The organism is Sodalis sp. RH20, from assembly GCF_047324205.1.
GTDB lineage: Bacteria > Pseudomonadota > Gammaproteobacteria > Enterobacterales > Enterobacteriaceae > Acerihabitans.
On record NZ_CP178733.1, the window covers coordinates 5,061,805 to 5,087,098 of the forward strand.

The 25,294-nt window shown below is 55.6% G+C and carries 22 protein-coding genes, 1 tRNA gene and 2 rRNA genes; 22 read left to right on the forward strand and 3 right to left on the reverse strand.

The window, feature by feature from the left end:
- Nucleotides 1-14 precede the first annotated feature (14 nt).
- Entirely contained in the window at nucleotides 15-842 is an 828-nt protein-coding gene (locus ACL2XM_RS23015) for a dienelactone hydrolase family protein (RefSeq protein ID WP_410013089.1), read from the reverse strand.
- 251 nt (nucleotides 843-1,093) lie between these two features.
- Between ACL2XM_RS23015 and ACL2XM_RS23020 the strand changes: the two genes are divergently transcribed.
- The 13 genes from ACL2XM_RS23020 (at nucleotide 1,094) to hemB (ending at nucleotide 12,690) form a co-directional block, all read left to right on the forward strand.
- Nucleotides 1,094-1,876 carry a hypothetical protein gene (locus ACL2XM_RS23020; RefSeq protein ID WP_413731668.1) on the forward strand — a complete coding sequence of 261 codons (783 nt, stop codon included), beginning with the start codon at nucleotides 1,094-1,096 and terminating at the stop codon, nucleotides 1,874-1,876.
- 121 nt (nucleotides 1,877-1,997) lie between these two features.
- Nucleotides 1,998-2,507 carry a hypothetical protein gene (locus ACL2XM_RS23025; RefSeq protein WP_413721643.1) on the forward strand — a complete coding sequence of 170 codons (510 nt, stop codon included), beginning with the start codon at nucleotides 1,998-2,000 and terminating at the stop codon, nucleotides 2,505-2,507.
- A gap of 342 nt (nucleotides 2,508-2,849) precedes the next feature.
- Entirely contained in the window at nucleotides 2,850-3,359 is a 510-nt protein-coding gene (locus ACL2XM_RS23030) for a hypothetical protein (RefSeq protein WP_413727533.1), read from the forward strand.
- 103 nt (nucleotides 3,360-3,462) lie between these two features.
- Nucleotides 3,463-4,227, forward strand: coding sequence for a uridine phosphorylase (udp, locus tag ACL2XM_RS23035; protein ID WP_410013093.1), 765 nt, complete (start codon nucleotides 3,463-3,465; stop codon nucleotides 4,225-4,227).
- A 140-nt stretch (nucleotides 4,228-4,367) separates the two neighbouring features.
- The gene (locus ACL2XM_RS23040) at nucleotides 4,368-4,898 is read left to right on the forward strand and encodes a DedA family protein (protein WP_410013094.1); all 531 of its coding nucleotides are present in this window, start codon (nucleotides 4,368-4,370) and stop codon (nucleotides 4,896-4,898) included.
- 70 nt (nucleotides 4,899-4,968) lie between these two features.
- Nucleotides 4,969-6,606, forward strand: a complete 1,638-nt coding sequence (gene rmuC / locus ACL2XM_RS23045) for a DNA recombination protein RmuC (protein ID WP_413731670.1) — start codon at nucleotides 4,969-4,971, stop codon at nucleotides 6,604-6,606.
- Nucleotides 6,607-6,680: 74 nt separating this feature from the next.
- Nucleotides 6,681-7,439, forward strand: coding sequence for a bifunctional demethylmenaquinone methyltransferase/2-methoxy-6-polyprenyl-1,4-benzoquinol methylase UbiE (ubiE, locus tag ACL2XM_RS23050; RefSeq protein ID WP_331120775.1), 759 nt, complete (start codon nucleotides 6,681-6,683; stop codon nucleotides 7,437-7,439).
- 12 nt (nucleotides 7,440-7,451) lie between these two features.
- Nucleotides 7,452-8,057 (forward strand): ubiquinone biosynthesis protein UbiJ, encoded by a 606-nt coding sequence (gene ubiJ, locus ACL2XM_RS23055; protein ID WP_413731671.1) that lies wholly within the window; start codon nucleotides 7,452-7,454, stop codon nucleotides 8,055-8,057.
- Complete coding sequence (gene ubiB / locus ACL2XM_RS23060) at nucleotides 8,054-9,691, forward strand: ubiquinone biosynthesis regulatory protein kinase UbiB (protein WP_410013097.1); 1,638 nt, start codon at nucleotides 8,054-8,056, stop codon at nucleotides 9,689-9,691. The genes ubiJ and ubiB overlap by 4 nt, the downstream gene beginning before the upstream one ends.
- 59 nt (nucleotides 9,692-9,750) lie before the next feature.
- Nucleotides 9,751-10,086, forward strand: coding sequence for a Sec-independent protein translocase subunit TatA (gene tatA, locus ACL2XM_RS23065; RefSeq protein ID WP_413731672.1), 336 nt, complete (start codon nucleotides 9,751-9,753; stop codon nucleotides 10,084-10,086).
- Nucleotides 10,087-10,089: 3 nt separating this feature from the next.
- Nucleotides 10,090-10,785, forward strand: coding sequence for a Sec-independent protein translocase protein TatB (tatB, locus tag ACL2XM_RS23070; protein ID WP_413731673.1), 696 nt, complete (start codon nucleotides 10,090-10,092; stop codon nucleotides 10,783-10,785).
- Complete coding sequence (gene tatC, locus ACL2XM_RS23075; protein WP_410013099.1) at nucleotides 10,785-11,564, forward strand: Sec-independent protein translocase subunit TatC; 780 nt, start codon at nucleotides 10,785-10,787, stop codon at nucleotides 11,562-11,564. The genes tatB and tatC overlap by 1 nt, the downstream gene beginning before the upstream one ends.
- 106 nt (nucleotides 11,565-11,670) lie before the next feature.
- Nucleotides 11,671-12,690 carry a porphobilinogen synthase gene (gene hemB, locus ACL2XM_RS23080; protein WP_410013100.1) on the forward strand — a complete coding sequence of 340 codons (1,020 nt, stop codon included), beginning with the start codon at nucleotides 11,671-11,673 and terminating at the stop codon, nucleotides 12,688-12,690.
- A gap of 76 nt (nucleotides 12,691-12,766) precedes the next feature.
- Here hemB and rfaH read toward each other — a convergent pair whose 3' ends face one another.
- Nucleotides 12,767-13,258 carry a transcription/translation regulatory transformer protein RfaH gene (rfaH, locus tag ACL2XM_RS23085; RefSeq protein ID WP_410016697.1) on the reverse strand — a complete coding sequence of 164 codons (492 nt, stop codon included), beginning with the start codon at nucleotides 13,256-13,258 and terminating at the stop codon, nucleotides 12,767-12,769.
- Between the two features lie 192 nt (nucleotides 13,259-13,450).
- Here rfaH and ubiD point away from each other — a divergent pair, with 192 nt between their 5' ends.
- The 8 genes from ubiD (at nucleotide 13,451) to ACL2XM_RS23125 (ending at nucleotide 21,881) form a co-directional block, all read left to right on the forward strand.
- Entirely contained in the window at nucleotides 13,451-14,938 is a 1,488-nt protein-coding gene (ubiD, locus tag ACL2XM_RS23090) for a 4-hydroxy-3-polyprenylbenzoate decarboxylase (RefSeq protein WP_410013101.1), read from the forward strand.
- A gap of 51 nt (nucleotides 14,939-14,989) precedes the next feature.
- Nucleotides 14,990-15,691: an NAD(P)H-flavin reductase gene (gene fre, locus ACL2XM_RS23095; RefSeq protein WP_410013102.1), complete on the forward strand. Its 702-nt coding sequence runs from the start codon at nucleotides 14,990-14,992 to the stop codon at nucleotides 15,689-15,691.
- Nucleotides 15,692-15,769: 78 nt separating this feature from the next.
- Complete coding sequence (gene pepQ / locus ACL2XM_RS23100) at nucleotides 15,770-17,101, forward strand: Xaa-Pro dipeptidase (protein WP_410013103.1); 1,332 nt, start codon at nucleotides 15,770-15,772, stop codon at nucleotides 17,099-17,101.
- A complete protein-coding gene (locus ACL2XM_RS23105; RefSeq protein WP_410013104.1) occupies nucleotides 17,101-17,715 on the forward strand; it encodes an IMPACT family protein in 615 nt (204 codons plus the stop codon). Before pepQ ends, ACL2XM_RS23105 begins: the two co-directional genes overlap by 1 nt.
- Before the next feature lie 47 nt (nucleotides 17,716-17,762).
- Nucleotides 17,763-19,214 (forward strand): Trk system potassium transporter TrkH, encoded by a 1,452-nt coding sequence (trkH, locus tag ACL2XM_RS23110; protein WP_410013105.1) that lies wholly within the window; start codon nucleotides 17,763-17,765, stop codon nucleotides 19,212-19,214.
- Between the two features lie 13 nt (nucleotides 19,215-19,227).
- The gene (gene hemG, locus ACL2XM_RS23115; RefSeq protein ID WP_413729264.1) at nucleotides 19,228-19,803 is read left to right on the forward strand and encodes a menaquinone-dependent protoporphyrinogen IX dehydrogenase; all 576 of its coding nucleotides are present in this window, start codon (nucleotides 19,228-19,230) and stop codon (nucleotides 19,801-19,803) included.
- Between the two features lie 348 nt (nucleotides 19,804-20,151).
- Nucleotides 20,152-21,694, forward strand: a 16S ribosomal RNA gene (locus ACL2XM_RS23120).
- Between the two features lie 111 nt (nucleotides 21,695-21,805).
- A tRNA-Glu gene (locus ACL2XM_RS23125) sits at nucleotides 21,806-21,881 on the forward strand.
- A 29-nt stretch (nucleotides 21,882-21,910) separates the two neighbouring features.
- Here ACL2XM_RS23125 and ACL2XM_RS23130 read toward each other — a convergent pair.
- Nucleotides 21,911-22,129, reverse strand: coding sequence for a hypothetical protein (locus ACL2XM_RS23130; RefSeq protein WP_413731572.1), 219 nt, complete (start codon nucleotides 22,127-22,129; stop codon nucleotides 21,911-21,913).
- A gap of 66 nt (nucleotides 22,130-22,195) precedes the next feature.
- On the opposite strand from ACL2XM_RS23130, the gene ACL2XM_RS23135 reads away from it, so the two are divergent.
- A 23S ribosomal RNA gene (locus tag ACL2XM_RS23135) occupies nucleotides 22,196-25,188 on the forward strand.
- Together the 16S and 23S rRNA genes with 1 tRNA gene alongside form the textbook arrangement of a ribosomal RNA operon.
- Nucleotides 25,189-25,294: the final 106 nt, after the last annotated feature.

Below are 25,294 nucleotides of genomic sequence, written 5' to 3' on the forward strand. Positions count from 1 at the left end.
TCCGGCGCCTTAATTTATTTCACGCCGTACTTATCAAACCATGCCAGCATACGCCGCCAGCCGTCGATGGCCGACGGCGCATGGTAACTGGCGCGGTAATCGGCATTAAACGCATGTCCCGCATCGGGGTAGACCATAATCTCCGCAACCGCGTTGGCGGCGCTGACCGCCTGGCGCATGGCATCAATACTCGCCTGCGGAATACTGGTATCCTGCCCGCCGTACAAACCCAGCACCGGCGCGGTGAGCTCCGCGGCGACATCCACCGGATGGCGTGGCGTAGTCAGGGTTTTGTCACCCACCAGTTTGCCATACCAGGCCGTCGCCGCCTTGAGCTGCGGATTATGGGCGGCATACAGCCACGCGATTCGCCCTCCCCAGCAAAAACCGGTGATCGCCAGGCGCCGGCTGTCGCCGCCATGGCGCGCCGCCCAATGCGCGGTATGATCCAAATCGGCCATCACCTGAGAATCCGGTACCTTGCTGACCAACTGTTGGAATAATGTAGGAATATCATCATAAGCGCTCGGATCGCCCTGGCGGAAATAAAGCTCCGGGGCCACGGCCAGATAGCCCTGTTTTGCCAGGCGGCGGCACAGGTCGCGGATATGCTCATGCACGCCAAAAATTTCCTGGACGACCAGCACTATCGGAAAGCGTTCGCCATCCCCGGCGGGACGCGCCATATAGGCCGGCATTTCCTTACCCTGGGTGGTAATCGTCGTCATGGCCGCAATCAGCCCGATGTCGTCGGTATGGATCGCAGAGGAAGCCGGTGTACCGGCGGCCGGCGCAAATCCGGCGCGGGAGGTTACCGAAGCGATGGTGTCGTCAGGAGTCATTGGGATACCTTGGTTATCCAGTGATTGCAGCCCTTATTATAGTCAAGTCGGCGGGTTATTGAACCGTCGAGAACGGCCATTTTTTTGCATGGAAAAGCTTTCTAAATAGGTGATAAATATCACGTCACCGGCGAAAAGAGCTTTTTTTTAAAGTTTTTATGGTTTTTGTTAGTTAAGGTCAGCTTGGTTTAACAGATAAGAATATTTTAAGTATTTAGTTTATCTATTGCTTCTGACAGGAATATTTCAATATGGTTAATATGGACACTGTATATATAAATCACCACCCCCCCGCCTTGGCGGATGGCTTTCTTCACCTCCGTGGATCACATTGCCTTGATAGATTAAAAAACAGCCTAAAAGAGATTGTGAATAGCGTAATAAGCATGGCCAATTCATTTTATTATATAAGCCAGATCGCCTTCGCTGCCGAACATTTATGTGAGCGAATGTATTTCCGTAAAATGTCAACTCTTATGAAATACGTAGGAAATGTGACTCATTTTTGCGCTAACGGGGGCCTTTTTATGCAGAAAATGCCGGCAATAGGCGGGTTCGCCCTAAATGCAACCGAGCATTATCCGGGCCATGGCCCTAGAAATCAGGATATGCCCCTTGTCGGCATGATTAAATTTATCACCCATAGCCATTTACCTGATCTTATTAATAGAATAGTAAACCCCGAACATGAGAAAGCATTTTGCGTCCCGTTGAGTATGGCCGAACTGGTGAGCAAGAGCACACATGATATTATCAATCTCGTTGAGAAAGAAAAAAACGACTATGAAAAAGGTCTGTTTTTTTTAAAAGCATTGCAGAAATCAGTGGCTTTTTTTATTCAAGTGAAAAATTTAATAGATAATATAGTGGCCGCATTCAAATTCCTAAGCGGTAAGATAAATACAGCTATTGAGCGTGCAGTTTTGACGATAAAAGATCTTATCATCAATCCTTTTTTTGATGCGCTGAAAAATATGACGCAAAAGATATTCCTCTTGCTCAGCCACCTTTTTATGCAGCCATCGAGGCAATGAAGATAATTTTGACGTGGTAATAATAACGCAACAAGTGAGTAGTTTATTTATATTCACGTACTAAAGTTTGCAGGATGAGACAAATTCTGCCGGGTGTTTTTACAATTTTAAAGGTTTTTTCATGACGATATCCATTGCCCATCTACCCCCACCGGTGGCGATCGGCGTAAACGCCGCCGCCGATAACGCCCCCAGCGGTTTGGCGGGTATGCTGAAAATGGTCAGGAACGGTGTCGACACCCTGTCCACCATTGCGCCACAACTGGTCACACTCATGCAAGGCGCGGCGCTCGGTTGCGCCGTTATCGGGCTCGGGTCCAGTCCCCTGGCCGCTTCATTCGCGGGAGCCGGGAGGGCATTCGTGATTGCGGGAACGGTAAGCGGTTCGATGGCTATCCTGGCCAAAGTCTATGATTATCTTGCCGACGCGGTGCAAAAAGGCGCATCGCCCCTACTGGAGGAAATAACCTCTTTCTCCCGGGAAACGTTATACCCTATGCTGCAAACCTGCCTTGATAAAGTGAGCGAGATGATGAATGTCGGCGCGGGAGTCGTTCGTGAGTACTTAGCGGCATGTATTAGTGAACATCCCATAATCAACTATCTGCTGATAACCTTCTCTATGTCCTAACGTGTTTGGGGAGGGGGATATAGAGCTGATTTCCCCGGCCGGTGAGCCTCCTTTCGGGGAATGGCTCTCTCTATAAATATCTCGGCCGGTTTGGGCGCCATTAATCTTACTTATATAGCGCCCAATAAAAATAGCATTAAATGAAAATTGTCTTTGACGAAAATGCAACGTTCATTCAAAGTGCTGCGCTTGAATTATATTCCGTATTCTCATTTTTTGCATTTCACTACCCAGAAAAAGGATATTTCCTTTTATGATAGCCAAGAAACTATTATCAGGAGTAATTAATAGCTATGTTAAAAGGGCAGGCCTTATCAAATTCCATGTCACGGGAGAATTGTCATGTATATCTCTGCCAGTCATTCCATGCCAGACAGTACTGTAGTCCCAAAAACCACTGAACAAAACAGCGGTCCGGGCAAAAAGATATTAGCCAAACGTGTTTTCGGGGTTAAAAACGCTCCGGAGGCCTCCGCCACCTCGCCCTTTACGGCCGTCGCCCGCTTCGCGCAAAAAATAGTTAACGCCAGCGGGCTGACGAAACTGGTCTCGGGGCTTGCCGGCGTCGGCAACGCGGTGGGGCGCCTGTTCGGTATCGGCCGCGAGGTCTCGTCAGTCGCGTCTTTGTTTGCTACAGGAATAAAAGTTGCGCAATACGGCGTCCAGAAACTGCTGTATGAGGTGATGTCCCTGATGAAAGAGCAGGCGTGGACCATAATCGGTACCTGGCTGAGGGGAATCATCGACGATGGGGGGCATATGACGCCTTATGAGGTCTTCGCCAGCCTGATTACGGCCATTCGGGACAATGAGAAAATGAAGCTATTGTTCCATGAGGTGGCGACGGCTTAGCCTGTCTCAGTGAATGTGACATGCCACCGGACAATGGCGGATAAAAAATGGATAATGTCGATATTATCTGCGTGCTAACATTTTATTCTCAGAGGTATCTGCCATGTCCGCTTCCGATGTCTTTCATCTTGGCCTGACGCATGCCGATCTGCGCGGCGCCACCCTGGCCATCATTCCCGGCGATCCGCAGCGGGTGGAGAAAATCGCCCGTTTGATGGACGATCCCGAGCCGCTGGCCAGCCACCGCGAATTCACCTCCTGGCGCGCGGGTCTTGCCGGTCAGACGGTGATTGTCTGTTCCACCGGCATCGGCGGCCCGTCCACCTCCATCGCCGTCGAGGAATTGGCGCAATTGGGCATCCGGACATTTTTGCGGGTGGGCACCACCGGCGCCATACAGCCGCAAATCCCGGTAGGGGATGTGCTGGTGACCACCGCCGCGGTGCGACTCGACGGCGCCAGCCTGCATTTCGCGCCCATGGAATATCCCGCGGTGGCCGATTTCGACTGTACCACCGCGCTGGTGACGGCGGCCCGGCGACTCGGGGCCGGGGTCCATATCGGCGTTACCGCCTCGTCGGATACTTTTTATCCGGGGCAGGAAAGGTATGACACCTTTTCGGGACGGGTGGTCAGCCGCTTCAAGGGGTCCATGCGCGAATGGCAGGAAATGGGGGTGATGAATTATGAAATGGAATCCGCTACCTTATTGACCATGTGCTCCACCCAGGGGTTACGCGCCGGCATGGTGGCGGGGGTGATCGTCAACCGCACCCAGCAGGAAATCCCCGACGCGTTGACGATGCAGCAAACGGAAAGCGCGGCGGTAAGCATTGTGGTCGAGGCCGCCCGGCTGCTGCTTGCCTGAGCCTTTTTCGCGGCCGGGATAAAGTTCCCGGTCGTTTGCCCCCGGTTTAATCTACCCGCGCTTTGTCATGGCATCATAGGATACAAACTCCCCCTACCGGTCTTCCCGGTACTTTACCGCCCTGCGCCAAGGGAGCCGCCTTGTCATTGGATGAAATCATTGCCCATACCACCGAATTTGTCCGCCAGCAGCAATTCTGGGCCATTCCGCTCGTGTTTATTCTCGCTTTTGGCGAATCCCTGGCGTTTTTATCGCTGCTGCTGCCCGCCACCGTCATTTTGCTGGCGCTGGGCGCGCTTATCGGCGAGGCCGGCATTGCTTTCTGGCCGGTCTATGCCGCGGCGGTGGCCGGGGGTTTTTTTGGCGACTGGCTCTCCTATTGGCTGGGATATCATTACCAGGAGCGGCTGGAGCATCTCTGGCCGTTTTCCCGGCATCCCCATATGCTGGCGCGCGGGCAGGCCTTTTTCGACCGCTGGGGTATCGCCGGCGCCTTTTTCGGGCGTTTTTTCGGCCCGCTGCGCGCGGTGGTGCCGTTGGTAGCCGGCATTTGCGGCATGCCCAGATTCTATTTCCAACTGGCCAATCTCGGCTCGGCCGCGGTCTGGGCTTTCGGCCTGCTGGCGCCCGGGGCGTTTGGCATCCAATGGCTTAGCCGCTTCATCGGCTGATAAAACCCGCTGGACATCTATACAGTTCGCCCTTAACGTGGCAGTCAGTATTGTTTTAGGCGGAGGTAACATGGATTTCAGCCTGTTTTACGGCCTGGGCGGCTTGGCAATCGGGGTGCTGGCCGGTCTGCTTATCGCCGCGACCCGTTATCAGCGGCAGCAGGGGCGCGCTGAGGCGGAGCTGCGCCTGCGCACGCAATCTCTGGCGACGGCGCAGCAGGAGGTGGAACGTGCGCAAGCCGCTTATCGCCAGTGCGAGCAGCAGCTGCGCGCCGCTGAGCGGGAGATGCGCGACCTGTACGGGCGTCTCGCCACCGCCGAGGAACGGCTGGCGCCGTTGGCGCACTGGCGCGGCGAATGCGAGCAACTGAACCAGGAACTGCGGGCGCAGCGCGAGGTGAACAGCGCGCAGGAAGCGGAACTGCGCGAAGTCACCATTCGCCTGGAGGAAACCCGTCTGGCCGCCGAGGAAAAACAGCGCCTGCTGGTCAACAGCGAGCAGCGGCTGGCGGCGCAGTTTGAAAACCTGGCCAACCGGATCTTCGAACAAAGCGGGCGTAAAGTGGATGAACTCAATCGGCAAAGCCTGGATTTGCTGCTTATCCCCCTGCGCGAGCAGTTGGACGGCTTTCGCCGGCAGGTCCAGGACAGTTTCGGGCAGGAGGCGCGCGAGCGCCATACCCTCACCCATGAAATCCGCAGCCTGCAGCAGCTTAACGCCGAAATGGCGCGGGAAGCGGTTAACCTTACCCGCGCGTTGAAAGGCGATAACAAAACCCAGGGCAATTGGGGCGAGGTGGTATTGAGCCGGGTGCTGGAAGCCTCGGGACTGCGGGAAGGGTATGAATACCAGACCCAGGTGAATATCCAGGTCGATGCTGTCCACCGCATGCAGCCCGACGTGATCGTGCGCCTGCCGCAGGGCAAGGATGTGGTCATCGACGCCAAAATGTCCCTGGTGGCGTATGAACGTTTTTTCAACAGCGATGACGACCTGGAGCGCCAGGCCGCGCTGCTGGAGCATATCAATTCGCTGCGCGGGCACATGCGTTTGCTCGGCAGAAAAGATTACCAACAATTGCCTGGTTTACGCTCGCTGGATTATGTGTTGATGTTTATCCCCGTCGAACCGGCCTTTATGCTGGCTATAGATAAGCAGCCGGAGCTGATTGGCGAGGCGCTGAAGCAGAATATCATGCTCGTCAGCCCGACCACGCTGCTGGTGGCGCTGCGCACCATTAATAACCTGTGGCGCTATGAGCACCAGAGTCGCAACGCGCAGCATATTGCCGAGCGGGCGGCGCGGCTGTACGACAAAATGCGGCTGTTCGTCGACGATATGACCGCCGTCGGCCAAAGCCTGGACAAAGCGCAGGCAGTCTATCGCCAGGCCATGAATAAACTGGCGCAGGGGCGTGGTAATCTCATCAGCCAGGCTGAAGGATTCAGGGCGCTCGGCGTTGAAATCAAACGTCCGATCAATCCGGTCCTGGCGGAGGAATCCGGGCGCCAACCCTATACCGACCCGCCGGGGGAAGGGGCGGTCTCAGGGCTGTATGACGATGACGGCGCGCTGTCCGCGGACGAAGCGGGCGCGCGCGGCGGCGATCTGAAACCCGGCGGGGATGAATTAACGCCGCCGGTTGACGGGGACGCCCCGGCGGCGGAGACTTCGCACCGGGAGCAGGAAGAATACCCGCTCAGGTAGGGGGTGTCGGAGTGGGGCTTTCAGCCCGCTTCTGTTACACTTCTCTGATAACTGATCAAGCAGGGCATAAAAACATGGCAGATGAAGACCAGCGTGAAACGACCCATTTCGGCTTCCGCACCGTTGCTAAGGACGAGAAGGCGGTCATGGTGGCGGATGTCTTTCATTCCGTTGCGGCAAAATATGATTTGATGAATGACCTGATGTCGTTTGGCATCCACCGTCTGTGGAAACGTTTCGCCATTCATTGCAGCGGCGTGCGCCGCGGGCAGAAGGTTCTGGATCTGGCCGGCGGCACCGGCGATCTGACCGCCAAGTTTTCCCGCCTGGTGGGCGAGGAGGGCGAAGTGGTGCTGGCCGATATCAATGATTCCATGTTAAAGGTGGGCCGCGAAAAGCTGCGTAATAAAGGCATCATCGGCAACGTGCGTTATGTGCAGGCCAATGCCGAGGCATTGCCGTTCCCGGACGACACCTTCGATTGCATCACCATCTCGTTCGGATTGCGTAACGTGACCGAAAAAGAGCAGGCGCTGCGCTCCATGTACCGGGTGCTTAAGCCGGGCGGACGCCTGCTGATCCTGGAATTCTCCACGCCATTGTTCAAGCCGTTGAACAAGGCCTACGACCTCTACTCCTTCCATGTCTTGCCGCGCATCGGCGAGATGGTGGCGCGCGACGCCGGCAGCTACCGTTACCTGGCCGAATCCATCCGCATGCATCCGGACCAGGAAACGCTGAAAGCCATGATGCTGGACGCCGGTTTTGACAGCGCCGAATATTTTAATATGACCGGAGGTATCGTTGCCCTGCACCGCGGTTACAAATTCTGATCGGGAAATGACATGCTGATGTTATTGGTTACCGCAACGCTTGAAACCGCGCTGAAACGCCTGCTGTATAAAGATGGGTTTTTGAAGCCGGCGCGCCAGCGCCTGAAGGGCAAGGTGCTGCGCTTTGAGCTGGCCGAACTGGACAGCCCGGTTATCCTGGTGTTCGGCGAGAGCCAGGTGGATGTATTGGCCGCCTGGGACGGACCGGCCGACTGTACCGTCAGAACGCACTTCTCCGCCCTGCCGGCCCTGCGCCGGCGCCAGCAGTTGCCGTTATTAATCAAACAAGGCTCACTGGACGTAGACGGGGATTTGCAGGTGGTGCAGCAGTTTGTCGCGCTGCTGGACATGGCCGAGGTAGACCCGGCGGAGCTACTGGCGCCTTATGTGGGCGATATCGTCGCCGAAGGCTTGACACAAAAATTACGCGCCCATGCCTGCGGGCTGCGACGGCGCCTGGGCGAACAGCAAACCCGGCTGGGCCAGGCGGTAACCGAGGAGTGGCGCTTATCGCCTTCCTCCCTGGAGCTGGCGTGGTTCAGTGACGAAGTCGATGCGATAGACCGCGCTGGGGCCGCCTTAACGGCCCGCCTGGCAAAACTGGAGTCCGGCCGATGATTGTGGGAGAACTGCGTCGCCTTTATTTTATCGTGCGGGTGCTGCTCAGTTACGGGCTGGACGAGCTGATTCCCAAAATACGCCTCACCCTGCCGCTGCGCCTGGGACGCCGGCTGATATTCTGGCTTCCCAATGAGCATCTTGATGAGCCGTTGGGGGTCCGGTTGCGCCTGGCGCTTCAGGAACTGGGGCCGGTTTGGATCAAGTTCGGCCAGATGTTGTCGACCCGGCGTGATTTGTTTCCCCCGGTGATTGCCGATCAGCTGGCCATGCTGCAGGATCGGGTCAAGCCTTTCGACGGCGCGCTGGCGCGCCAGCATATTGAAAAAGCCATGGGACAGCCGCTGGAGGCCTGGTTCGATGATTTCGATCAGGTCGCCCTGGCATCGGCTTCTATTGCCCAGGTGCATACCGCGCGTTTAAAAGAAAACGGCAAAGAGGTGGTGATCAAAGTGATCCGCCCGGATATCATGCCGATGATCAAGGCCGATATGCGCCTGATGTACCGCCTGGCCAGCTGGCTGCCCCGGCTGTTGCCGGACGGCCGCCGCCTGCGGCCGGTGGAAGTGGTGCTGGAATATGAAAAAACCCTGCTTGATGAACTGAACCTGCTGCGCGAAACCGCCAACTGCATCCAGCTGCGGCGCAACTTCGAGAACAGTCCGATGCTGTATATCCCCGAGGTTTACCCGGATTATTGCAGTGAAACCATGATGGTGATGGAGCGCATCTACGGTGTGCCGGTTTCCGACGTGGCGGCGCTGGAAAAACAGGGAACCAATATGAAATTATTGGCGGAACGCGGCGTGCAGCTCTTCTTTACGCAGGTGTTTCGTGATAGTTTTTTTCATGCGGACATGCATCCCGGCAATATTTTCGTCAGTTTTGAACATCCGGACGACCCGCAGTATATCGGGATAGATTGCGGCATCGTCGGCTCGCTGAATAAAGAAGATAAGCGCTATCTGGCTGAGAATTTTATCGCTTTTTTCAATCGCGATTACCGTAAGGTGGCGGAACTCCATGTAGATTCGGGCTGGGTGCCGCCCGATACCAACGTGGAGGATTTTGAGTTTGCCATCCGTACCGTGTGTGAGCCCATATTCGAAAAACCCCTGGCGGATATTTCCTTCGGCCACGTCTTGCTGAATCTGTTCAACACCGCCCGGCGGTTTAATATGGAAGTGCAGCCGCAGCTGGTATTGCTGCAAAAAACGCTGCTCTACATTGAGGGTATCGGCCGCCAGCTTTATCCGCAGCTGGATTTATGGAAAACGGCCAAACCCTTCCTGGAAACCTGGATCAAGGATCAGGTGGGTATCCCGGCTATTTTGCGGGCGATGAAGGAAAAGGCGCCGTTCTGGGCGGAAAAACTGCCCGAACTGCCGGAACTGATTTATGAAGGATTCAAGCATCATAGATCGCTGCAAAAGAGCGTCGACAAGCTGACCGTCGAGCTAAAAGGACAGCACGTCCGGCAGGGGCAGGCGCGGTTTTTATTCGGTATCGGCGCCACGCTGCTGCTGTGCGGTACTTTTTTATTATCATTGGGTAACGAGATGTCATCGTTTCCCGCCTGGTTAATGGCTGCCGGCATAGTAAGCTGGATCGTTGGCTGGAAACGCACTGCGTAAATTTTGCGGGTCCGGCAAAATCCGGTAACTCGAATTAACCCCTAAACAGAGGTAATATCATGGGCGGCATCAGTATTTGGCAATTATTAATTATCGCGGTCATCGTGGTGCTGCTATTCGGCACCAACAAGCTGCGCGGCATGGGCGCGGATTTGGGCGCGTCCATCAAGGGCTTCAAAAAGGCCATGAACGATGATGACAAACCTGCTCCGCGGGACACGGATAAAACCGACCAGGATGCTGACTTTGCGGCGAAGACCATCGCACAACCGCAGCAGCCTCAACCCCAGCAATCCCAGCCGCAGCCGCAGCAATCCCAGCCGCCGCAGCAACCCCTTCAGCCGCAGCCGCCGCGGCCGGACGAAACGGTAAACAAAGACAACAAGCAGGTATAAGCTGTGTTTGACATTGGATTTGGTGAACTGGCCCTGGTGTTCGTGATTGGGCTTGTGGTTCTCGGCCCCGAGCGTTTGCCCGTGGCCGTGCGTACCGTGGTCGGTTGGGTCAGGGCGCTACGCTCGCTGGCCTCCACGGTACAAAACGAATTGAGCCAAGAGCTTAAGCTGCAGGAATTGCAGGACAGCCTGAAAAAAGTCGAGCAGGCCAGCAAGGATAACCTGTCGCCGGAACTGAAAGCCTCAATGGAAGAGCTGCGCGAAGCGGCCGATTCCATGAAAAAAAGCTTTCACAGCAAAATGGTTCCCGATAACGAGACCACGCCCCAGACGATCCATAACCCGTTGATAACCGATCCGGAAGCGATTCATGACGGCGTGACGCCGGCGGAAGGCGCAACCCAGGCAGAAGCGCCGCCGATGGCGCCGGCGGCGACGCCCGGACCGATAACGGCCGAAGCGCCGGCAACGTCCCAGCCGGCCCAGGCCGAAGCACCGCCGGCGACGCCCAAGCCGGCCCAGGCCGAAGCACCGCCTGCGACGCCCAAGCCCGCTCAGGCCGAAGCACCGCCGGCGACGCCCACGCCGGCCAATAACGGCCCGTTCCCACATGATGCTACCCTGCTCCGGCACGGACAGGCTCCGGCGCCGGACAGCGCGGCCGCCCCCACACCCCTTAAAAATAATGATCGCGAATAATGGCCGTTGAAGATACCCAACCGCTTATCAGCCATTTAATCGAGCTGCGTAAGCGTTTACTGTACTGCATTCTCAGTGTGCTGGCGGTGTTCCTGGCGCTGGTCTATTTCGCCAATGATATCTATCAGATCGTTTCGGCACCTTTGATCAAACATTTGCCGGCCGGCGCCAGTATGATCGCAACCGATGTGGCGTCGCCGTTTTTTACGCCTATCAAGCTGACGATTATCGTTTCGGTATTTGCTTCCGCGCCCCTGCTGCTGTACCAGGTCTGGGCCTTTATCGCGCCGGCGTTATATAAGCATGAACGGCGTCTGATGATGCCGCTGCTGTTCTCCAGCACGCTGTTGTTTTATGCGGGCATGGCCTTTGCTTATTTTATCGTCTTTCCACTGGCCTTCAGCTTCTTTGCCCAAACCGCGCCGCGCGGGGTGTTGATCGCCACCGACATCAATAATTACCTCGATTTTGTCATGGCGCTGTTTATGGCCTTCGGCGTGTCGTTCCAGGTGCCGATAGCCATAGTGCTGTTATGCTGGACCGGCGTGGTCACACCCGACGATCTGAAGAAAAAACGGCCTTATGTACTGGTCGGCGCCTTTGTGGTCGGTATGCTCTTGACGCCGCCGGACGTTTTTTCCCAAACGCTGCTGGCGATCCCGATGTACCTGCTGTTTGAAATCGGCCTTTTTTGCGCCCGGTTTTACGTCGGCAAAGGACGGCGCGGCCAGGAGGGCACATCGGACGACAATACCGAAGATCCCCAGGATGGGGACTAAGCGTCGTTTGTCAGCTTCTGAACCGCCCTTTCGGGCGGTTCTGGTTTTAAACAGAATAATCTAAACGTCGCCAGCGTCACGGACGGCGTTATTCAGGAGAAAGACTATGAGCACTGTATTTGGCAACTTCCCCCATCGCCGCCTGCGCAGGGTGAGACGCTATGATTTCAGCCGCCGCCTGGTGGCGGAAAACCATCTGTCCGTCAATGATCTGATTTATCCGGTATTTGTCATGGAAGGCAAACAGCGCCAGCAGGAAGTGCCGTCCATGCCGGGAGTGTATCGCATGACGCTTGATCTGCTGATCAAGGAAGCGGAAGCGGTGGCCAAGCTGGGTGTGCCGGTGCTGTCGTTGTTTCCGGTTATTGAAGCGCCCTACAAATCGCTGCTGGCGGAAGAAGCCTATAATCCCGAGGGCCTGATTCCGCGCACTATCCGCGCGCTGAAAGACGCGGTACCGGAATTGGGGCTGCTGACCGATGTCGCGCTGGATCCCTACACGACCCATGGCCAGGACGGCATCATCGACGACCAGGGTTATGTGATTAACGACATCACCAAGGAAATCCTGGTGCGCCAGGCGCTGTGTCACGCCGAAGCGGGCGCGGAAATCGTCGCGCCCAGCGATATGATGGATGGGCGCATCGGCGCGATACGCGAAAAATTCGAGCAGCAGGGATTGGTCAACAATCAGATCATGGCGTATTCGGCGAAATATGCGTCTTGCTATTACGGCCCGTTTCGCGATGCGGTAGGCTCAAGCGCCAACCTGAAGGGCGGCGATAAAAAAACCTATCAAATGGATCCGGCCAATAGCGACGAAGCGTTGCAGGAAGTGGCGCAGGACCTGCAGGAAGGCGCCGATATGGTGATGGTGAAACCGGGCATGCCTTATCTGGATATGATCCATCGGGTGAAGGAAACCTTCGGCGTGCCGACCTTTGCCTATCAGGTGTCCGGCGAGTATGCCATGCATATGGCGGCGATCCAGAACGGCTGGCTGCAGGAAAAGCCGGCCATCATGGAATCGCTGCTGTGCTTCAAGCGCGCCGGCGCCGACGGTATCCTGACCTACTTCTCCAAACGCGTCGCCCAATGGCTGCATGACGATCACCTGAGGCGCTGAATAAACAAGCCGCTCCTTCGCAACGCGTCAGCGGGCGGCTTAGTCCTCAGGGGCTAATTCCCGGCGGTTTATCAGGCTACAAAATCTTTTGAAACTGTTTGTTGTCTATGCTTTGACAGACCTGTTTGTTGAGGAAATTGAGCAGCAGCATGGAGCGCGCTTCGCCGTCGGGCTCGCTATAAATCGCCTGGAGCCCTTCGAAGACGCCGTCGGTAATCACGACCAGATCGCCGACATACGGCGTTTGCGGGTCGGTCACCCCTTCGTAGGCATGATCGCGCAGCTCCTCGATAACCTCGGCCGCAATGGTCACCGGCAGGTTGCCGAAACGCACGAAATGGCTCACGCCGCGGGTGGCGCTGATGGTGGTGGTATGAATACGTTCCGGATCAAACTCAATAAACAGATAGTTGGGAAACAACGGTTCGTTGACGGTCGTGCGTTTGCCGCGGACGATTTTTTCCAGGGTGACCATTGGACTCATACACGCCACCGCCTGTCTTTCCAAATGCTCTTTCGCCCTCATCATCTGGCCGCGTTTACAATACAATAAATACCATGCTTCCATAATCTGATGCACCCCTATCTCCGGTGGCCCAGCATAACAAAGGCCTCCCTAAATAAATAGCGTGACATTATTATAGGCCGCAGCGCGCGGCGCATAAAAAAACAGCATATTTACCATCAATTTTGACAAAAGGGCGGCATGGCTGTTAAACAGACTTTATAATGCAAATATAACCCGGCATCCGATGACGCTATGAAATACCGAGACTTGCGCGATTTTTTATCCTTGCTGGAACAGCGGGGAGAATTGAAACGAATCACCCTGCCCATTGATCCCTATTTGGAAATGACGGAAATCGCCGACCGTACTCTACGCGCGGGCGGGCCGGCGCTGCTGTTTGAACACCCCAAAGGCTATGCCATGCCGGTGCTGTGCAATCTGTTCGGCACGCCGGAACGGGTGGCGCTGGGCATGGGCCAGGAGAGCGTGGCGGCGCTCAGGGAGGTGGGGGAACTCCTGGCCTTCCTGAAAGAACCGGAGCCGCCAAAAGGCTTTCGCGATCTGCTGGATAAGGCGCCGAAATTCCGCCAGGTGCTGAATATGCCGACCAAACGGCTTAGCTCCGCGCCGTGCCAGGAGCAAATCTGGCAGGGCCAGGATGTCGATCTCGGCCGTATTCCCATTATGCACTGCTGGCCGGGCGACGTGGCGCCGCTTATCACCTGGGGCCTGACGGTCACCCGCGGACCGCACAAGGAACGCCAGAACCTGGGCATTTACCGCCAGCAGGTGCTGGGTAAAAACAAAGTCATCATGCGCTGGCTGTCGCATCGCGGCGGCGCGCTGGACTTCCAGGAATGGCGCGCGGCCCATCCGGGCGAACGCTTTCCGGTGGCGGTGGCGCTGGGCGCCGATCCGGCCACCATCCTGGCCGCCGTCACGCCGGTGCCCGACAGCCTGTCCGAATATGCGTTCGCCGGCCTGCTGCGCGGCTATAAGACCGAGGTGGTAAAGTGCATCTCCTGCGATCTCGAGGTGCCCGCCAGCGCCGAAATCGTGCTGGAAGGATATCTTGAACCGGGTGAAACGGCTCCCGAAGGCCCTTATGGCGATCACACCGGCTATTATAACGAAGTGGATGAGTTCCCGGTATTCACCATTACCCATATCACCCAGCGGCGGAACGCCATTTATCATTCCACCTACACCGGCCGGCCGCCGGATGAACCGGCGGTCATGGGCGTGGCGCTTAACGAAGTCTTCGTTCCCATTTTACAAAAACAGTTTCCGGAAATCGTCGATTTTTACCTGCCGCCCGAAGGCTGTTCCTACCGCCTGGCGGTAGTAACCATCAAGAAACAATATGCGGGCCATGCCAAACGGGTCATGATGGGGGTGTGGTCGTTTCTGCGTCAATTCATGTATACCAAATTTGTCATCGTATGCGATGATGATATCAACGCGCGTAACTGGCAGGATGTTATCTGGGCCATCACGACCCGGATGGACCCCGCGCGCGATACGGTGTTAATGGAAAATACGCCGATAGATTACCTGGATTTTGCCTCGCCGGTTTCCGGATTGGGTTCAAAAATGGGAATGGACGCCACCAACAAATGGCCGGGGGAAACTTCGCGCGAGTGGGGCACCCCGATTCGCATGGACGACGGGGTTCGCGCCCGCGTTGATGCGTTGTGGGACGAACTGGCCATATTAAAAGACAGTGGTAAAGGGCGATGATAGTTACAGCCCTCCATTCCATTTTGCTTATTAGCCCGACAGAGGGAATGCATGACAACATTGACCTGTAAGGTCACTTCCGTGGATGCCATCACCGATACGGTATATCGGGTATGCCTGGTCCCGGAAGCGGCTTTTAGTTTTCGCGCCGGTCAGTATCTGATGGTAGTGATGGATGAACGCGACAAACGCCCCTTTTCCCTGGCGTCGACGCCCATGGAGAACGCGATAATCGAGCTGCATATCGGGGCTTCCGAACTGAATCTGTATGCGATGGCCGTTATGGATCGCATCTTGAAAGATCGTGAAATTACCGTCGATATCCCGCATGGCGAGGCTTGGCTGCGTGACGATACCGAGCGGCCCATGGTCCTTATCGCCGGCGGCACCGGTTTTTCTTATGCCCGCTCAATCCTCCTGACCGTGCTCGCCAATCAACCTGAGCGGGAAGTGGCTATTTATTGGGGCGGCAGGGAGTTACAGCATCTCTACGATCTGGGCGAACTGGAAGCGCTGACCCTGCTGCATCCGCGCCTGAAAGTGGTGCCGGTGGTCGAACAGCCGGACGAAAACTGGCAGGGCCGGACCGGAACGGTGCTCAGCGCGGTGCTGCAGGACTACGGTTCCCTGGCGGCGCACGATATCTATATCGCCGGCCGTTTCGAAATGGCTAAAATCGCCCGCGAGCGTTTTTGCGCGGAACGCGACGCCATTCCCGGCCGGATCTTCGGCGATGCGTTTGCCTTTATCTGATCGCTGCGGCGGGAGGGTTCATCCGCCGGGACGCTATGCTAAGATGGCGGCAATTGCGCGGTAAAATAAGGTCAGACCATGGAATCTTTTTCTACTCTTTACCAGGACCATCTCGCGACGCTGCAAAAACGCACGCGCGAGGTGCTGGCCCTGCATAACCTGGATGCGCTGCTGATCCATTCCGGCGAACCGATCACGGCGTTCCTCGACGACCATGATTATCCTTTTAAGGTCAATCCACAGTTCAAGGCCTGGCTGCCGGTCACCGGCGTGCCGCATTGCTGGCTCTGGGTCGACGGCGTCAATAAGCCCAAACTTTGGTTCTATGCGCCGGTCGATTATTGGTACAGCGTCGAGCCGTTGCCTGAGAGTTTCTGGACCCCTTTCATCGATATCATCCCGATTGCGAATCCCGACGATATCGGTTCATTGCTGCCGTCCGGGCGTGGCAACGCGGCCTATATTGGCTCGTCGCCGCAAAGGGCGTCGTCCCTGGGCCTGAAAGCCGACCAGCTTAACCCCCAACCGGTACTGGATTATTTTCACTACCACCGCGCCTATAAGACCGATTACGAGCTGGCCTGTATGCGCGAGGCGCAAAAGACCGCGGTCATAGGGCATCGGGCGGCGCATGAGGCCTTTCAGGCCGGCATGAGCGAGTTCGATATCAATATTGCTTACCTGTCGGCAACCGGCCATCGTGATATCGATGTACCCTATGGCAACATCATTGCCCTGAATGAGCACGCCGCGGTATTGCACTACACTAAACTCGATCAGCGCCTGCCCGAGCGGGTACACAGCTTCCTGATTGACGCCGGTACCGAATACAATGGCTATGCGGCCGACCTGACCCGTACCTACGCGGCGCAAAAAGATTCCGAGTTCGCTCAGTTGGTCGCCGCCATGAATACCGAGCAGCAGGCCCTTATCGGTACCATGGAGGCGGGCGTCAATTACATTGAATATCATATCCAGATGCACCGGCGCATCGCCCGTCTGCTGGCCCGGTTTGATCTCGTGACCGGTCTTGATGAAGAGACCATGGTGAGCGAAGGCATCACCGGCCCGTTCCTTCCCCACGGGCTGGGACATCCGCTTGGGCTGCAGGTGCATGACGCCGGCGGCTTTTTGCAGGACGATCGCGGCACCCGCCTGGCGGCGCCGGCCCTGTACCCTTATCTACGCTGTACCCGCGTTATGGAACCGCGCATGGTGATGACCATCGAACCGGGTTTCTATTTTATTGAATCACTGCTTGCCCCGTGGCGCGCGGGCAGCTTTAGCCGGCATTTCAACTGGCGGCGCATCGAACTGTTTAAACCCTATGGCGGTATCCGTATCGAGGATAATATCGTTATCATGGATAAGCAGATCGAAAATATGACACGCAATCTGAAACTGGCATAATGCACGCCTATTTTGTTCCCGCGGCGCCGGTAACGGCGTCTATGGAGATCAAAAAAAGCCGCTTTATCACCCTCCTTGCCCCCACCCCGGGCATCGAGGCCGCCAGGGAGCTGATCCGGCAAAGCCGCTGCGAGCATCCCGGGGCGGCCCATCATTGCTGGGCGTATATCGCCGGGCCTCCGCAGGATTCGCAACAGCTTGGTTTTTCCGATGACGGCGAGCCGTCGGGAACCGCCGGCAAACCTATGCTGGCGCAACTGATGGGGTCGGGACTCGGCGAGATTACCGCGGTGGTGGTGCGTTACTATGGCGGCATCAGGCTTGGCACCGGCGGGCTGGTGAAGGCCTACGGCGGCGGCGTGCGGGAGGCGTTACAACGCATGGCCCGCACGCAGAGGGTTCCCCAGGCCGAGTTTATGGTGTCATGTCGTTATGAGCAGCAGGCCTGGATTGACGCGGTGGTCAACCAGACCGGGGGACGCGTCGTCCAGTGCGATTATGGCGAATCCATTATACTCAGGGTAGCCATTCCTATCGCCCGGGTCGCAATGGCCGAGGAAAAGCTGCGCGATCTCAGCCGGGGGGCATTGCAATTAGCGCCCGTTGCGCAATAGCTCCATACCCGGCCACAGTTAAATAAAATATTAAGGATCGTGCTGAAATGCATTTTCGCGCCATAACCCGTATTGTCGGCCTACTGGTCATGCTCTTCTCGGGAACGATGATTGTTCCCGGCCTGGTGGCGCTGATCTACCGTGACGGCGCCGGCAGCGCTTTTACGCAAACCTTTTTTTTCGCCCTATTGATTGGATTGGTATTATGGTTGCCCAATCGTCAGCAGAAACATGAGCTGAAATCACGGGAGGGGTTTCTGATAGTCGTCCTGTTCTGGACCGTATTAGGCAGCGTAGGGGCCTTGCCGTTCTTGTTTGCCGAACATCCCGATTTGTCGGTAACCGATGCGTTTTTTGAGTCGTTTTCCGCCCTGACCACCACCGGCGCCACCTCCCTGGTGGGGCTTGACGGCCTGCCCAAGGCCATCCTGTTCTACCGCCAGATGCTGCAGTGGTTCGGCGGCATGGGTATCATCGTACTGGCGGTGGCGATCCTGCCGATTCTCGGCGTCGGCGGCATGCAGCTTTACCGCGCCGAAATGCCCGGCCCGCTGAAAGATAACAAAATGCGACCGCGGATCGCCGAAACCGCCAAAACGTTATGGCTTATCTATATCACCCTGACCATCGCCTGCGCGCTGGCGCTGTGGGGCGCGGGCATGTCGGTTTTCGATGCCATCAGCCATAGCTTTTCCACCATTGCGCTGGGGGGCTTTTCCACCCACGATGCCAGTATCGGCTATTACAACAGTCCGATGATCAACACCATCGTAGCGGTGTTCCTGCTGATTTCCGGCTGCAACTACGGTCTGCATTTCGCCGTGCTGAGCGGCCATAACCTGCGGGTCTACTGGCGCGATCCGGAATTCAGGATGTTTATCAGCGTGCAGTTTATCCTGGTCATGGTGTGTACGCTTATCCTCTGGCGCTACGATGTTTACCAAAGCGGCTTGCAAACCCTCAACCAAGCCTTTTTCCAGGTGGTTTCCATGGCGACCACTGCCGGCTTTACTACCGACAGCATCGCCCGCTGGCCGTTGTTCCTGCCTATTTTGTTGCTTTGCTCGGCATTTATCGGCGGCTGCGCCGGTTCGACGGGCGGCGGTTTGAAAGTAATCCGTATCCTGCTGCTGTACCTGCAGGGTTCGCGGGAACTGAAGCGATTGGTCCATCCCAACGCCGTCTATACTATCAAGCTCGGCAACCGTGCGCTGCCGGAGCGTATCCTGGAAGCAGTCTGGGGGTTCTTTTCCGCGTATGTATTAGTCTTTATCGTCAGCATGCTGGCGATTATCGCCACCGGCGTTGATAATTTTTCCGCCTTTGCCGCCGTGACCGCGACGCTGAACAACCTGGGTCCCGGCCTGGGGGTGGTGGCGGAAAATTTCTCCTCCATGAACGCGGTGGCGAAATGGATTCTGATCCTGACCATGCTGTTCGGCCGCCTGGAGGTCTTTACCTTGCTGGTATTGTTTACCCCGACGTTCTGGCGCGAATAACCGAGGATTTGTTATGTACACTCTGATTCTGTATTCCACCCGGGATGGGCAGACGCTGAAAATCGCCCGGTTTATCGCCGAACGCCTTATCGCGGATAATCACGCCTGCGATGTTGTCGACCTGGGCCTGGCTGGGCAATGCGATTTGCAACGTTACGATCGGGTGCTGATCGGGGCCGCGATCCGCTACGGACATTTTGCCGCCGAGCTGCATGATTTTATCAAACAGCACCTGGATTGGCTTAACCGGTTGCCCAGCGCGTTTTTTGCCGTCAACCTGACCGCCCGCAAAGCGGATAAACGCACGCCGCAAACCAATGCCTATACACGCAAATTTCTCGCGGCTACGCCCTGGCGACCGGATAGTTGCGCGGTTTTCGCCGGTGCGCTGCGCTATCCGCATTACCGCTGGTTCGATCGTGTCATGATCCAGCTGATCATGCGCATGACCGGCGGCGAAACCGACAGCACAAAAGAAGTGGAATATACCGACTGGCAACAGGTGGGCGATTTTGCCCGCGGTTTTGCCGGGTTAACCGGTAAAAACGGGCTCAAGTCACGAGAAACGCATCAGTTTGTCGAAAATTAAACCAATCAACTTAAAATAAGCAATTAGCGCTTGTCACGCTGCGGGAATTCCCTATAATGCGCCTCCACTGACCGGGAACAAACGCTAACGCGACGCCGGGTCGGGAAGGGAAAAGCGCCCGGTACGGGCAAATAAAAGCTTGACTCTTCAACGGGAAAGCGTAATATACGCAACCCGCGCCGGGTGAGTTTTGTTATCACGCTGGCCATGCTCTTTAACAATTTATCAGACAATCTGTGTGGGCACTCACAAGACCGTATCGAAACACAAAAATACCAAGTCTTGAAGAGTGAACAAACAGTTAATTCATAAGATTAACAGTATGACAATCTTTGAGCATCAAGCTTTTAATTGAAGAGTTTGATCATGGCTCAGATTGAACGCTGGCGGCAGGCCTAACACATGCAAGTCGAGCGGCAGCGGGAAGTAGCTTGCTACTTTGCCGGCGAGCGGCGGACGGGTGAGTAATGTCTGGGGATCTGCCTGATGGTGGGGGATAACTACTGGAAACGGTAGCTAATACCGCATAACGTCGCAAGACCAAAGTGGGGGACCTTCGGGCCTCACGCCATCGGATGAACCCAGATGGGATTAGCTAGTAGGTGAGGTAATGGCTCACCTAGGCGACGATCCCTAGCTGGTCTGAGAGGATGACCAGCCACACTGGAACTGAGACACGGTCCAGACTCCTACGGGAGGCAGCAGTGGGGAATATTGCACAATGGGCGCAAGCCTGATGCAGCCATGCCGCGTGTGTGAAGAAGGCCTTCGGGTTGTAAAGCACTTTCAGCGGGGAGGAAGGCGATAAGGTTAATAACCTTGTTGATTGACGTTACCCGCAGAAGAAGCACCGGCTAACTCCGTGCCAGCAGCCGCGGTAATACGGAGGGTGCGAGCGTTAATCGGAATTACTGGGCGTAAAGCGTACGCAGGCGGTCTGTTAAGTCAGATGTGAAATCCCCGGGCTTAACCCGGGAACTGCATTTGAAACTGGCAGGCTAGAGTCTCGTAGAGGGGGGTAGAATTCCAGGTGTAGCGGTGAAATGCGTAGAGATCTGGAGGAATACCGGTGGCGAAGGCGGCCCCCTGGACGAAGACTGACGCTCAGGTACGAAAGCGTGGGGAGCAAACAGGATTAGATACCCTGGTAGTCCACGCTGTAAACGATGTCGATTTGAAGGTTGTGGCCTTGAGCCGTGGCTTTCGGAGCTAACGCGTTAAATCGACCGCCTGGGGAGTACGGCCGCAAGGTTAAAACTCAAATGAATTGACGGGGGCCCGCACAAGCGGTGGAGCATGTGGTTTAATTCGATGCAACGCGAAGAACCTTACCTACTCTTGACATCCAGAGAAGACTTCAGAGATGAGGTTGTGCCTTCGGGAACTCTGAGACAGGTGCTGCATGGCTGTCGTCAGCTCGTGTTGTGAAATGTTGGGTTAAGTCCCGCAACGAGCGCAACCCTTATCCTTTGTTGCCAGCGAGTAATGTCGGGAACTCAAAGGAGACTGCCGGTGACAAACCGGAGGAAGGTGGGGATGACGTCAAGTCATCATGGCCCTTACGAGTAGGGCTACACACGTGCTACAATGGCGCATACAAAGAGAAGCGAACTCGCGAGAGTAAGCGGACCTCACAAAGTGCGTCGTAGTCCGGATTGGAGTCTGCAACTCGACTCCATGAAGTCGGAATCGCTAGTAATCGTGGATCAGAATGCCACGGTGAATACGTTCCCGGGCCTTGTACACACCGCCCGTCACACCATGGGAGTGGGTTGCAAAAGAAGTAGGTAGCTTAACCTTCGGGAGGGCGCTTACCACTTTGTGATTCATGACTGGGGTGAAGTCGTAACAAGGTAACCGTAGGGGAACCTGCGGTTGGATCACCTCCTTACCGAAAGATACGTAATGTGAAGTGTCCACACAGATTGTCTGATAACTGTAATGAGCAAACAGCTCGTATGGTTTTTTTTGCGAAGCAGCACTGCTTCGTGATCCTATCTTTGTCCCCTTCGTCTAGTGGCCTAGGACACTGCCCTTTCACGGCGGTAACAGGGGTTCGAACCCCCTAGGGGACGCCATATCCCGCTGTCTATTTCAGAGCACACTCTTATGAGTATGCTGCGAAATACATGCTCTTTAACAATCCGGAACAAGCTGAAAATTTGAAAAAAACATGCTGAGCAAAATCAGTATGCGATTCTCTCAAAGCAAGCAAACCTAATAAGGTCGCCGTGTCGATGGCGCCCTTGTTGAGGAATGAGCGAGAAAGTCCCGGCCAAGGCGCACGGCGCGCAGCCAGCGGAGTGGACTGTATGTCCATGAGCATGGCGAGCACCGCGCAACACCGGCAGGGACCTTTCGCAGCCATTCCGAAGACACTTTAGGGTTGTGAGGTTAAGTGAATAAGCGTACACGGTGGATGCCTAGGCAGTCAGAGGCGATGAAGGACGTGCTAATCCGCGAAATGCGCCGGTGAGCTGATATGAAGCGCTATCAGCCGGCGATGTCCGAATGGGGAAACCCAGTGCAATTCGTTGCACTATCATTACGTGAATCCATAGCGTATTGAGGCGAACCGGGGGAACTGAAACATCTCAGTACCCCGAGGAAAAGAAATCAACCGAGATTCCCCTAGTAGCGGCGAGCGAACGGGGAACAGCCCAGAGTCACCATCAGCGTTTGTATCAGGAGAACGGTCTGGAAAGTCCGGCAACACAGGGTGATAGCCCCGTATCCGAAGGTACAAGTGCTGTGAGCTCGATGAGTAGGGCGGGACACGTGATATCCTGTCTGAAGATGGGGGGACCATCCTCCAAGGCTAAATACTCCTGACTGACCGATAGTGAACCAGTACCGTGAGGGAAAGGCGAAAAGAACCCCGGCGAGGGGAGTGAAATAGAACCTGAAACCGTGTACGTACAAGCAGTGGGAGCCTTGATTTATCAGGGTGACTGCGTACCTTTTGTATAATGGGTCAGCGACTTATATTCTGTAGCAAGGTTAACCGAATAGGGGAGCCGTAGGGAAACCGAGTCTTAACTGGGCGTTAAGTTGCAGGGTATAGACCCGAAACCCGGTGATCTAGCCATGGGCAGGTTGAAGGTTGGGTAACACTAACTGGAGGACCGAACCGACTAATGTTGAAAAATTAGCGGATGACTTGTGGCTGGGGGTGAAAGGCCAATCAAACCGGGAGATAGCTGGTTCTCCCCGAAAGCTATTTAGGTAGCGCCTCGTGAATTCATCTTCGGGGGTAGAGCACTGTTTCGGCTAGGGGTCCACCCCGGATTACCAACCCGATGCAAACTGCGAATACCGAAGAATGTTACCACGGGAGACACACGGCGGGTGCTAACGTCCGTCGTGAAGAGGGAAACAACCCAGACCGCCAGCTAAGGTCCCAAAGTCATGGTTAAGTGGGAAACGATGTGGGAAGGCACAGACAGCCAGGATGTTGGCTTAGAAGCAGCCATCATTTAAAGAAAGCGTAATAGCTCACTGGTCGAGTCGGCCTGCGCGGAAGATGTAACGGGGCTAAACCATGCACCGAAGCTGCGGCAGCGGACATATCACTTAAGACAATTGTACGGAAAACGATTGACGGAGCGCAGCGACGTCAATGCGTTCATCACGTCGAGTTGACTTAAGGATATGTCCGTTGGGTAGGGGAGCGTTCTGTAAGCCTGCGAAGGTGGCCTGTGAGGGCTGCTGGAGGTATCAGAAGTGCGAATGCTGACATAAGTAACGATAAAGCGGGTGAAAAGCCCGCTCGCCGGAAGACCAAGGGTTCCTGTCCAACGTTAATCGGGGCAGGGTGAGTCGACCCCTAAGGCGAGGCCGAAAGGCGTAGTCGATGGGAAACAGGTTAATATTCCTGTACTGGGTGTGACTGCGAAGGGGGGACGGAGAAAGCTAGGTTCGCCGGGCGACGGTTGTCCCGGTTTAAGCGTGAAGGTGGAAAGAGCAGGTAAATCCGCTTTTTCATTCAACACTGAGGCGTGATAACGAGCCACTACGGTGGTGAAGGAATTGATGCTACGCTTCCAGGAAAAGCCTCTAAGCTCCAGGTCACATCGAATCGTACCCCAAACCGACACAGGTGGTCAGGTAGAGAATACCAAGGCGCTTGAGAGAACTCGGGTGAAGGAACTAGGCAAAATGGTGCCGTAACTTCGGGAGAAGGCACGCTGGCATTAGGTGGAGGGACTTGCTCCCCGAGCTGAAGCCAGTCGCAGATACCAGCTGGCTGCAACTGTTTATTAAAAACACAGCACTGTGCAAACACGAAAGTGGACGTATACGGTGTGACGCCTGCCCGGTGCCGGAAGGTTAATTGATGGGGTTATCCGCAAGGAGAAGCTCTTGATCGAAGCCCCGGTAAACGGCGGCCGTAACTATAACGGTCCTAAGGTAGCGAAATTCCTTGTCGGGTAAGTTCCGACCTGCACGAATGGCGTAATGATGGCCAGGCTGTCTCCACCCGAGACTCAGTGAAATTGAACTCGCTGTGAAGATGCAGTGTACCCGCGGCAAGACGGAAAGACCCCGTGAACCTTTACTATAGCTTGACACTGAACATTGAGCCTTGATGTGTAGGATAGGTGGGAGGCTTTGAAGTGTGGACGCCAGTCTGCATGGAGCCAACCTTGAAATACCACCCTTTAATGTTTGATGTTCTAACTCCGGCCCGTAATCCGGGTCGAGGACAGTGTCTGGTGGGTAGTTTGACTGGGGCGGTCTCCTCCTAAAGAGTAACGGAGGAGCACGAAGGTTAGCTAATCACGGTCGGACATCGTGAGGTTAGTGCAAAGGCATAAGCTAGCTTGACTGCGAGAGTGACGGCTCGAGCAGGTGCGAAAGCAGGTCTTAGTGATCCGGTGGTTCTGAATGGAAGGGCCATCGCTCAACGGATAAAAGGTACTCCGGGGATAACAGGCTGATACCGCCCAAGAGTTCATATCGACGGCGGTGTTTGGCACCTCGATGTCGGCTCATCACATCCTGGGGCTGAAGTAGGTCCCAAGGGTATGGCTGTTCGCCATTTAAAGTGGTACGCGAGCTGGGTTTAGAACGTCGTGAGACAGTTCGGTCCCTATCTGCCGTGGGCGTTGGAAGATTGAGAGGGGCTGCTCCTAGTACGAGAGGACCGGAGTGGACGCACCACTGGTGTTCGGGTTGTCATGCCAATGGCATTGCCCGGTAGCTACGTGCGGAAGAGATAACCGCTGAAAGCATCTAAGCGGGAAACTTGCCTCGAGATGAGTCTTCCCTGTGGCTTTAAGTCACCTGAAGGGACGTTAAAGACGATGACGTTGATAGGTCGGGTGTGTAAGCGCAGCGATGCGTTGAGCTAACCGATACTAATGACCCGTGAGGCTTAACCTTACAACACCTAAAGTGTTTGACGCGAAGAGAGCGTCGCCCCAAGGGGCGGCGAGAGAATTTTCAGCGAAGTTCCGGATAAAGGCCGATGGTCATCAGTAGCAGGATG

Coding starts and splice junctions, on each gene's coding strand:
- ACL2XM_RS23015 (WP_410013089.1), bottom strand. CDS start 842: ATGACTCCTGACGACACCATCGCTTCGGTAACCTCCCGCGCCGGATTT.
- ACL2XM_RS23020 (WP_413731668.1), top strand. CDS start 1,094: ATGGTTAATATGGACACTGTATATATAAATCACCACCCCCCCGCCTTG.
- ACL2XM_RS23025 (WP_413721643.1), top strand. CDS start 1,998: ATGACGATATCCATTGCCCATCTACCCCCACCGGTGGCGATCGGCGTA.
- ACL2XM_RS23030 (WP_413727533.1), top strand. CDS start 2,850: ATGTATATCTCTGCCAGTCATTCCATGCCAGACAGTACTGTAGTCCCA.
- udp (WP_410013093.1), top strand. CDS start 3,463: ATGTCCGCTTCCGATGTCTTTCATCTTGGCCTGACGCATGCCGATCTG.
- rmuC (WP_413731670.1), top strand. CDS start 4,969: ATGGATTTCAGCCTGTTTTACGGCCTGGGCGGCTTGGCAATCGGGGTG.
- ubiE (WP_331120775.1), top strand. CDS start 6,681: ATGGCAGATGAAGACCAGCGTGAAACGACCCATTTCGGCTTCCGCACC.
- ubiJ (WP_413731671.1), top strand. CDS start 7,452: ATGCTGATGTTATTGGTTACCGCAACGCTTGAAACCGCGCTGAAACGC.
- ubiB (WP_410013097.1), top strand. CDS start 8,054: ATGATTGTGGGAGAACTGCGTCGCCTTTATTTTATCGTGCGGGTGCTG.
- tatA (WP_413731672.1), top strand. CDS start 9,751: ATGGGCGGCATCAGTATTTGGCAATTATTAATTATCGCGGTCATCGTG.
- tatC (WP_410013099.1), top strand. CDS start 10,785: ATGGCCGTTGAAGATACCCAACCGCTTATCAGCCATTTAATCGAGCTG.
- hemB (WP_410013100.1), top strand. CDS start 11,671: ATGAGCACTGTATTTGGCAACTTCCCCCATCGCCGCCTGCGCAGGGTG.
- rfaH (WP_410016697.1), bottom strand. CDS start 13,258: ATGGAAGCATGGTATTTATTGTATTGTAAACGCGGCCAGATGATGAGG.
- ubiD (WP_410013101.1), top strand. CDS start 13,451: ATGAAATACCGAGACTTGCGCGATTTTTTATCCTTGCTGGAACAGCGG.
- fre (WP_410013102.1), top strand. CDS start 14,990: ATGACAACATTGACCTGTAAGGTCACTTCCGTGGATGCCATCACCGAT.
- pepQ (WP_410013103.1), top strand. CDS start 15,770: ATGGAATCTTTTTCTACTCTTTACCAGGACCATCTCGCGACGCTGCAA.
- ACL2XM_RS23105 (WP_410013104.1), top strand. CDS start 17,101: ATGCACGCCTATTTTGTTCCCGCGGCGCCGGTAACGGCGTCTATGGAG.
- trkH (WP_410013105.1), top strand. CDS start 17,763: ATGCATTTTCGCGCCATAACCCGTATTGTCGGCCTACTGGTCATGCTC.
- hemG (WP_413729264.1), top strand. CDS start 19,228: ATGTACACTCTGATTCTGTATTCCACCCGGGATGGGCAGACGCTGAAA.
- ACL2XM_RS23130 (WP_413731572.1), bottom strand. CDS start 22,129: ATGCTCATGGACATACAGTCCACTCCGCTGGCTGCGCGCCGTGCGCCT.